Origin of the sequence: Hydrogenophaga sp. (assembly GCF_051007235.1) — a bacterium.
Lineage (GTDB): Bacteria > Pseudomonadota > Gammaproteobacteria > Burkholderiales > Burkholderiaceae_C > Hydrogenophaga.
In genome coordinates, this window is sequence record NZ_JBPCSJ010000116.1 from 1 (window position 1) to 7455 (window position 7455).

General features: G+C 67.0%; 7 protein-coding genes. 1 reads left to right on the forward strand and 6 read right to left on the reverse strand.

Features of this window, described 5'->3' with window-relative positions:
* Positions 1–104: 104 nt before the first annotated feature.
* Complete coding sequence (locus tag ACR2JA_RS04290; RefSeq protein WP_434007880.1) at positions 105–788, reverse strand: TetR/AcrR family transcriptional regulator; 684 nt, start codon at positions 786–788, stop codon at positions 105–107.
* 128 nt (positions 789–916) lie between these two features.
* Between ACR2JA_RS04290 and ACR2JA_RS04295 the strand changes: the two genes are divergently transcribed.
* Positions 917–1951 carry a J domain-containing protein gene (locus tag ACR2JA_RS04295; RefSeq protein WP_434007881.1) on the forward strand — a complete coding sequence of 345 codons (1035 nt, stop codon included), beginning with the start codon at positions 917–919 and terminating at the stop codon, positions 1949–1951.
* Between the two features lie 27 nt (positions 1952–1978).
* Here ACR2JA_RS04295 and ACR2JA_RS04300 read toward each other — a convergent pair whose 3' ends face one another.
* The 5 genes from ACR2JA_RS04300 to ACR2JA_RS04320 form a co-directional block, all read right to left on the reverse strand.
* Complete coding sequence (locus tag ACR2JA_RS04300; RefSeq protein WP_434007882.1) at positions 1979–3553, reverse strand: acyl CoA:acetate/3-ketoacid CoA transferase; 1575 nt, start codon at positions 3551–3553, stop codon at positions 1979–1981.
* Between the two features lie 288 nt (positions 3554–3841).
* Complete coding sequence (locus ACR2JA_RS04305) at positions 3842–5005, reverse strand: acyl-CoA dehydrogenase family protein (protein WP_434007883.1); 1164 nt, start codon at positions 5003–5005, stop codon at positions 3842–3844.
* A 199-nt stretch (positions 5006–5204) separates the two neighbouring features.
* A complete protein-coding gene (locus ACR2JA_RS04310; RefSeq protein ID WP_434007884.1) occupies positions 5205–6011 on the reverse strand; it encodes a sugar phosphate isomerase/epimerase family protein in 807 nt (268 codons plus the stop codon).
* A gap of 7 nt (positions 6012–6018) precedes the next feature.
* A complete protein-coding gene (locus ACR2JA_RS04315; RefSeq protein ID WP_434007885.1) occupies positions 6019–6645 on the reverse strand; it encodes an NIPSNAP family protein in 627 nt (208 codons plus the stop codon).
* Between the two features lie 33 nt (positions 6646–6678).
* On the reverse strand, positions 6679–7455 hold a 777-nt coding region (locus tag ACR2JA_RS04320), incomplete at its 5' end, for an FAD-binding protein (RefSeq protein ID WP_434007886.1).

Here is a 7455-nt window from a genome sequence, read left to right on the forward strand (position 1 = left end):
TTTACGCAGTGAGGGGATGTTCAAGCCAGGATGCGGTGGAGCCGGCTTTGCCGGGCCACTCGCATCGCCCTCTGGGTGGGGACGCCGCAGGCGGCGCAGGGGGGTTACTTGCTCACGAAGCGCACGATCATCTCCACCACCGCCGCGCGGCGCAGCGTGGCCACACCAGGCGCGGTGAAATCGCGCTTGAAGATCAGGCCGAAGGTGTGGCGGTTGGAGACGTTGAAGAACGTCAGTGCCGAGATCGATGCGTGGATGTCGATCGGGTCCAGCCCCGGGCGGAACGCGCCACTGGCCACGCCGCGCTCGTAGAGCTTGTGGATCGACGAGATGGCCGGCACGTTGAGCTGCTGGATCGTTTTGCTTTGCGCCAGGAACTGGCCGCGATTCATGTTTTCCGAGACCACCAGACGGATGTACTTCTCGTTGCTGGCGTGGTGGTCGAAGGTGAATTCGACCAGCCGGCGCAGCGCCGCTTCGGGCTCCAGATCGTCCAGGTTGAGCTGACCCTCGATCTCGCGCATGCGGCGGTACGACTCCTCCAGCACGGCCAGGTACAGACCTTCCTTGCTGCCGAAGTAGTAGTAGATCATCCGCTTGCTGGTGTGCGTGGCCGCCGCGATCTCGTCGATGCGCGCGCCCGCCAATCCTTTCTCCGCGAACTCCGCCATCGCCACTTCCATGATGTTGGCCATGGTGCGCTCGGGGTCGTTGGTGCGCGTGGGCTCGCGCGCCACCAGCGGCTTGGCGCGGGTCCCGGGTCGGCGAGAATGTACTGGTTCGTTCATTTCGGCAGTATAGGGGCGGCCCGGTCGCTTGGGGGCCGCCGCCCGGTGGAGCGGTGGCTGTTGCGGGTTTACCCTGTACGATCCGCCCTCGACTTCGCCCCGTTGTCTTGTCCGGACGCCCCCACGCCATGCCCCCCACCACCGCCCATGCTTTCGCGTCGGCCTTCTCGAAAAAGCCCGTCGAGGGCACGCCCGAGCCCTGGAGCGGGCGGCTGGACCCGGACGGCGTCAAGCGCCCGGGTGGCCTGCTGATCGCGGCCCTGATGCAGGCCGCGGCGGAGCGCGACCTGTCGCTGAGCGAACTGGCCACAGCCATGGGCGTGAGCTACTGGGGGCTGAGCCAGCTGCGCATCGGGTTCCGGCCCATCGAGTCGCTGGACGACGACCTGGCGCAGGCCAGCACCGCGTTTCTGGACCTGCCGGCCCTGACCATCCAGATGCTGGCCGGCGTGGTCGATCCGGCCGAGGCGCTGGCGAGTCTGCCGTTGATGGGCGAAGACATCTGGCACGCGCGCCAGCTGCTGGACACCGAGCCGGCCGATCTGGTGCTGCTGCCCCCGCCCAGCCGATCGCGCCCGCTGCAGTCCCTGAGCGTGGACGAGCTGGCCGTGCTGCACCTGGAGCACGGCCGGAACCCCGCGGTGTGTGACGCGGTGCGGGCCGAACTGGCCTGCCGCCCGCTGTCCAAGACCGAGCGGTTGCGGGCCGCACTGGGCGCGGCGGCCGAGGCGCCCGTCGAGCCACCACCCGCGGCCGCACACCAGCCGCCCATCCTGCGCTGCGTGTGTTGTCACAAGCGCCTGCGCATTCCTGTGCTGGATGCCCCGGGCGAGGTGCGCTGCCCGACCTGCCAGACCGAGTACGCGGTGCACTGGCAAGCCTCGGTCTGCCTGGTGCAACGCATCGAGGCGCCTGAGCCGGAGGTCGACGCCGACGACGGCGACCAGGCCGGGTCGGACGTGGTGGCCGAGGCCACACTCTGGTCCGTGCTGGGTCTGGAAGAGGGCAGTGCCTGGGACGCCGTCGAGCGCGCGCGCCGCACCCTGCTGCAGCAGTACCACCCCGACCGCCTGGGCCATGTGCCGCCGCTGGTGCAGCAACTCGCCGAGCGCGAGTTCAAGCGCGTGAGCGAGGCCTACGAAGCGTTGAAGTCACAACGCTGAGGCCTGTCGGGCATCCGGTGGCCGAGTTCAGGCCGCCGTGAAGTGCGCGGCGTCCATCACCTTCAGGTCTTTCGCCACCAGCGGCACAAAGTCCATCTGGTCCAGCACGTCGCGCTGAAGGTCGATGCCGGGCGCGATCTCGAACAGCTCGATGCCTTGCGGCGTGAGGCGGAAGCTGCCGCGCTCGGTGAGGTACAGCACCTCCTGCCCGCGCACCAGGCCCTGCGGACCGCTGAAGGTGATCTGGTCCACCTTCTTGACCAGTTTTTTCACCGCGCCTTGCTGCAGCACGCGCATCTGGCCATCGCCGGTTTGCAGCTTCACGCCCTTGGCCGCCAGCGTGCCGCAGAACACCACCTTCTTCGCGTTCTGCGCGATGTCGATGAAGCCGCCGGGGCCGACGGTGACGCCGCCCAGGCGTGAGACGTTGACGCTGCCCTCGGCGTCGAACTCGCCGAAGCCCAGGCAGGCCACGTCCAGCCCGCCGCCGCCGTAAAAGTCGAACTGCGTCGCCGCATCGAGCATCGCGGTGGCGTTGCGCGCGTAGCCGAACAGCACGCCGTCCATCAGTGTGCCGCCGTAGGTGCCGTGTTCGATGGTCTGGTAGATGCGGTGCTGCTCGTTGCGTGCCGCGATCAGCTTGGCCACCGCGTCGGGCACACCCACGCCGTAGTTGATGACCGGGCGCGACTTGCCGGTGTTGAACAGTTCGACGTGCGCGCGGCGGGCCACAGCCTGGCGTTCGCTGAAGGCTTCCTGTGAGGCCGCCACTTCGCGTGCGTGGTCCTCGGCTTCGCTCGCTGCGCGGGCCTCGCCGGTGAGTTCGCCGCTGAAGGCCGGGTCGAAGGGGATGTCGTAGCTGGTCTGCTGGTTCGGGTCGACCACGATGGCGTCAACCCAGGCCGAGGGGATGCGCACCTCGCGCGCCTTGAGCGCGCCCTTGGGCAGGCGTTCCTTCACCTGCACGATCACCGTGCCGCCGCTGTTGCGCGCGGCCAGCGCGAGCGATTGCGCGTCGAGGTTGGCGGCCTCGTGCTCGAAACTGATGTTGCCGTCCTCATCGGCCGCGCTCGCGCGCACGATGGCCACGTGGATGGGGAAGGGCTTGTAGCGCAGCCACTCGCGGCCGTCGATGCTGATGATTTCGGCCAGGTCTTCGTTGGCCGCGTCGTTCATGCGCCCGCCGCCGAAGCGCGGGTCACAGACCGTGCCCAGGCCCACGTGTGAAATAAGGCCAGGCCGGCCAGCGCCGATCTCGCGCATCAGCTGGCTGCTCACACCGCCGGGCAGGATGTAGGCCTCGATCTTGTTGCTCAGCGCCAGCTGCTGCATGGCGGGCGACCAGACCCAGTGGCCGCCGATGACCTTCCTGACCAGGCCTTCGTGCGCGAAGCAGTTCATGCCCTTGGTCTTCTTGTCGCCGATGCCCAGGGCGTGCATCACCGTGAGGTTGCGCGGTTGTTGCGTGGCGAGGTAGCGTGCCTGCACCGCCTCGAACACGTGCGTGGCTTCCATCAGGCCGCCACCGCCACCCATCAGGCCCACGGTGTCGCCGTCTTTGATCAGGTTCGCTGCTTCGGCAGCGGTCATGAATTTGCTCATGTTCTGTCTCACTCCAATACTCAAATCACTTCACTCGCACCGACGAATGCCTGTGGCTGCCTCCTCATGCTGGAGTACCAGAAATCGTCGGCCGCCACAGGCATCCATCGGTGAACCAGGGCGGGCCGAGATCACAACTCCGCTTTCGCGGCGTGCCTTTCTGCTGGCACACCCACTGAGCGGTGGTCGGTGCGGCGCCCGACGATTTCTGGTACCCCAGCATGAGGAGGGCGCCGCACCGGCTGCCGCTCAGATGCCACGCCAACGCAAAAATGGATGAGCCCAAAATCAGCGGTGCACGTCAAACAGAACAGCACCGTTCTTCAGCGCCGACTTGGCGATCACCCCGCGGTGGATCTCCGACGTGCCATCGAAGATGCGGTAGATCCGCGCATCGCGGTAGTAGCGCTCGATCGGCAGTTCCTTGCAGAAGCCCATGCCGCCGAACACCTGCACCGCGCGGTCGACCACCCGGCCCAGCGTCTCGGCCGCGTGCACCTTCACCATGGCGATCTGCTCGCGCGCGTCCAGGCCCTGGTCCAGCATCCAGGCGGCGTGGTAGACCATCCAGCGCGCGGCGTTGATCTCGATCACGCTGTCGGCCAGCATCTGCTGGACCATCTGAAAGTCGCCGATGCGGGTGTTGAACTGTTGGCGGTCGTTCGCGTAGCTCAGCATCAGCTCGCACACATGCGTGGCCTTGCCCACGGCGCGCGCGCCCACCTGCGCCAGGCGCACCACGTTGAGCGCGGCCATGGCCAGCTTGAAGCCCTGGCCCTGTTCGCCCAGCAAGGCCGCGTCTTCCAGAACCACGTTGTCAAAGAACAGTTCCAGGTGCGGCGTGCCGCGCAGACCCATCATGGCCTGGTCCTTGCCCACGGTGAACCCGGGCAGGCCCTTGTCCACCATGAACATGCTGATCTCTTTCTCGCCGGTCTTGGCGGATACCAGGAAGAAGTCGGACCAGATGCCGTCGCTGATGAAGTGCTTGCTGCCGTTGAGCACCCACTGGCCTTGCTCGTTGCGTTTGGCGTTCGTCTTGATGCCCGCGGCGTCCGAACCGGCGCCCGATTCGGTGATGGTGATGGCGCAGGTGCGCGTGCCTTCCACCGCCGGTTTCAGCCAGCGATCCACCTGCTCGCCCTTGCAGTGCAGCAGCGGTTCGTACACGTTGCCAAAGGCGCGGCGGATCAGCATGTCGCTGGTGTGGCCGAACTGCTCTTCGCAAATGATGCGGTCCAGATTGGAGAGGCCGCCACCGCCCAGTTCGGCCGGCATGTTGAGCGCGTACAGGCCCAGTTCCTTGGCCTTGGCGTGGATGCGGCGGGCGTCGGCTTCGGGCAGTGCGCCGGTGTTTTCCAGCACGTCTTCCAGGGGGTGCAGTTCTTCGGCGATGAAGCGACGGATGGTGCCGATCATCATTTTCTGTTCGTCGTTGAGTGCGAAATCCATGGGGTTCTTTCGAGAGAGGTGAAGTGGGCTTGACGGAGGACACCGCCGGGCCGGCTCCGCCGGACGGCTGGTGTCGCCCCCTTGAGGGGGTGGCGCGCAGCGCCGCAGGGGTGGGTCAAGTCAAGCACTGCTGAACCAGCGCGCGCCGAAGAAGAAGGGCAATCTGGAAATGCGGTCGAACGGGATCAGCATGGTGTGTTCAACCGGTGAACGGGCGGCTCGCGGTCAGGCAGATGCCAGCCCATTGCGAAGGGTCGGCGGTCTTTTCGCGTTCGAGGTTCACCACTTCGACGCTCACCGGCAGGTCGGCGGGCAGCGTGTTGAACAGGCCTTGCACATCGATGGTTCCGTCGCCCGGCAGCAGGCGTTCGCAGCGCGCGGTGTGGATCATTTCTTCGGTCGTGAAGTGCGTGCCAGCCACCGCGTCGCAGATCTGCGCGTAGTGCAGCAGCTGGCGCGGGATGGCGCGGATGTCCTCCAGCGTGGTCGTGGAGCGGCCAAAGTGCAGCGCGTCGACCAGGATGCCGGCATTGGCGGGCGTGCCGGCGTTCTGCACGATGCGCAGCGCGCTCTTCGCGTCCTTCACTTCGGTCCAGGGCATGAACTCCAGATCGGCCGTGAGGCCGTAGGGCTGCATCACCTCGCACAGGCGGGCGTAGTTTGTCGTCAGGCGCGCCTCGTCGGGGTCGTCCCCGGCCACCAGGATGGCTTTGGCTTTGAGCGCCGCGCAGGCGTCGTACAGCGCGTCCCAGGTATGGGGGTCGAAGGTCTCGCCGATGCGGATGATCTCCACGTCGAAGATGCCCACCCCCGTGTCGGCCATCGCGGCCTGCGTTTCTTTCAGGACATCAGGGCGCTCGATGAGGAACTGCTGCGGCGCGCCCGGCGCATTGGGCCAGAGGCGCAGACCGACGAACGGGTAGCCGTTGGCGTCGGCGATGCGGACCGCTTCCGGCGGCGTGCAGCGGTGTGAAGACAGATACGCAAGTGAATAGACGCGGGCCATGTTCAGCTCACTTCAAGGGCGATACGGCCGTCGGCAGCGCGATGGTCGAGAACATGTTTGTCGTGAGGTGTGCGGGCCCGCCCTTGGGTGGCCAGATGCCTTGCGCCACCGCGTCGGCGCGGGCCTTGCTGCGCGCATCCAGCGAGGGGTAGGCCCATATGTTGGTGAAGCGCAGAGGCCCGTCGAGCGCGACCATGGCGATCACGCAGGGCGAGAGCTGTTCGCGCGGCGGCACGTACTGTGCCCACAGATCGATGGTGGGTTGTACGCCACCAGGTTTGATGCCGTAGGTGCGGATCTCGTAGACCGGGCCGGTGATGCCGCTCTCGGCGCTGGGGCGCACCGGTTTCATCCACGGGAAGCCCTGGTAGCTGTGTTGCTCCAGGGGCTGGAAGATCTCGCCACAGCCGAACGGTGACGCGCTGTGCTGCGTGCGGTCTCGCTCGGCCTGCAGGCTCGCCAGATCGGCAAAGCCGCGCAACACGATCATCTGGTTGAGCTGGCCGATGTCGGTGAACCAGCAGGCCAGCAGCTCGCCTTTCGCTTCCGGCGCGGTGCAGAAGGCCTGCACGTTCTGGGCGGCCGCGGCGGCGGTGCCGAAGGGCAGGGTCATGGTGGCGAGTTCGTAGAACATGGTGCGATCTGTTGGGTTGGAATGAGGGAATGTTCAGTCGAGGGACACCGCAGAACCGGCTTTGTCGGGCTGCAGGTGTCGCTCCCTTGAGGGGGACGCGGCGTCAGCCGCGGCAGGGGTGGCCATGTGGTGTGCTGCGATCCAGCCGAACGTCATCGCGGGGCCGAGGGTGATGCCGCCGGCGGGGTAGTGGCCCGCCATCATCGAATCCATGTCGTTGCCGCCGGCGTAGAGGCCGGGGATGGGCTGGCCGTGCCCGTCCAGCACCTGTGCACTTGCGTTGACCTGGAGCCCTGCGAACGTGCCCAGGCTGCCGGCGACCACGCGAACGGCATAGAAGGGGCCACGTTCCAGCGGACCCATGCAGGCGTTTGGCCAGCCGCGTTCGGCGGCGAAGGCGGCGTCGCCCTGCAGGCGGTTGTAGGGCGTCTCGCCCTTGGCGAAATCGTCGTCTTTGCCGGTGCGGGCCATGGCGTTGTAGCGCTGCACGGTGCGCTCCAGCCCGTCGGCCGCGATGCCGCAGGCGTGGGCCAGTTCGGCCAGGGTGCTGCCGCGCTTCACATAGCCGTTGGCCAGCATCGGGCCCAGTGGCATGGGCGCGGGTTTGGCGGCGCCCAGACCGTAGTGGCGCATGAAGGCGTGGTCGCACACCAGCCAGGCCTGCACCGGCTGGACATCGGGTGTGGTGCGGATCAGCGCCTGCAGCACGTCGTGGTACGAGTCGGCTTCGTTGGTGAAGCGGCGGCCGTCGGCGCGCACCATGATCAGGCCCGGCTTGGCGCGCTCGATCAGGTGCGGGAAGTGGGCGAA

Bases quoted from the DNA above. Each gene is read 5' to 3' on its own strand.
- ACR2JA_RS04290 (WP_434007880.1), bottom strand. From the start codon at position 788: ATGAACGAACCAGTACATTCTCGCCGACCCGGGACCCGCGCCAAGCCG.
- ACR2JA_RS04295 (WP_434007881.1), top strand. From the start codon at position 917: ATGCCCCCCACCACCGCCCATGCTTTCGCGTCGGCCTTCTCGAAAAAG.
- ACR2JA_RS04300 (WP_434007882.1), bottom strand. From the start codon at position 3,553: ATGAGCAAATTCATGACCGCTGCCGAAGCAGCGAACCTGATCAAAGAC.
- ACR2JA_RS04305 (WP_434007883.1), bottom strand. From the start codon at position 5,005: ATGGATTTCGCACTCAACGACGAACAGAAAATGATGATCGGCACCATC.
- ACR2JA_RS04310 (WP_434007884.1), bottom strand. From the start codon at position 6,011: ATGGCCCGCGTCTATTCACTTGCGTATCTGTCTTCACACCGCTGCACG.
- ACR2JA_RS04315 (WP_434007885.1), bottom strand. From the start codon at position 6,645: ATGTTCTACGAACTCGCCACCATGACCCTGCCCTTCGGCACCGCCGCC.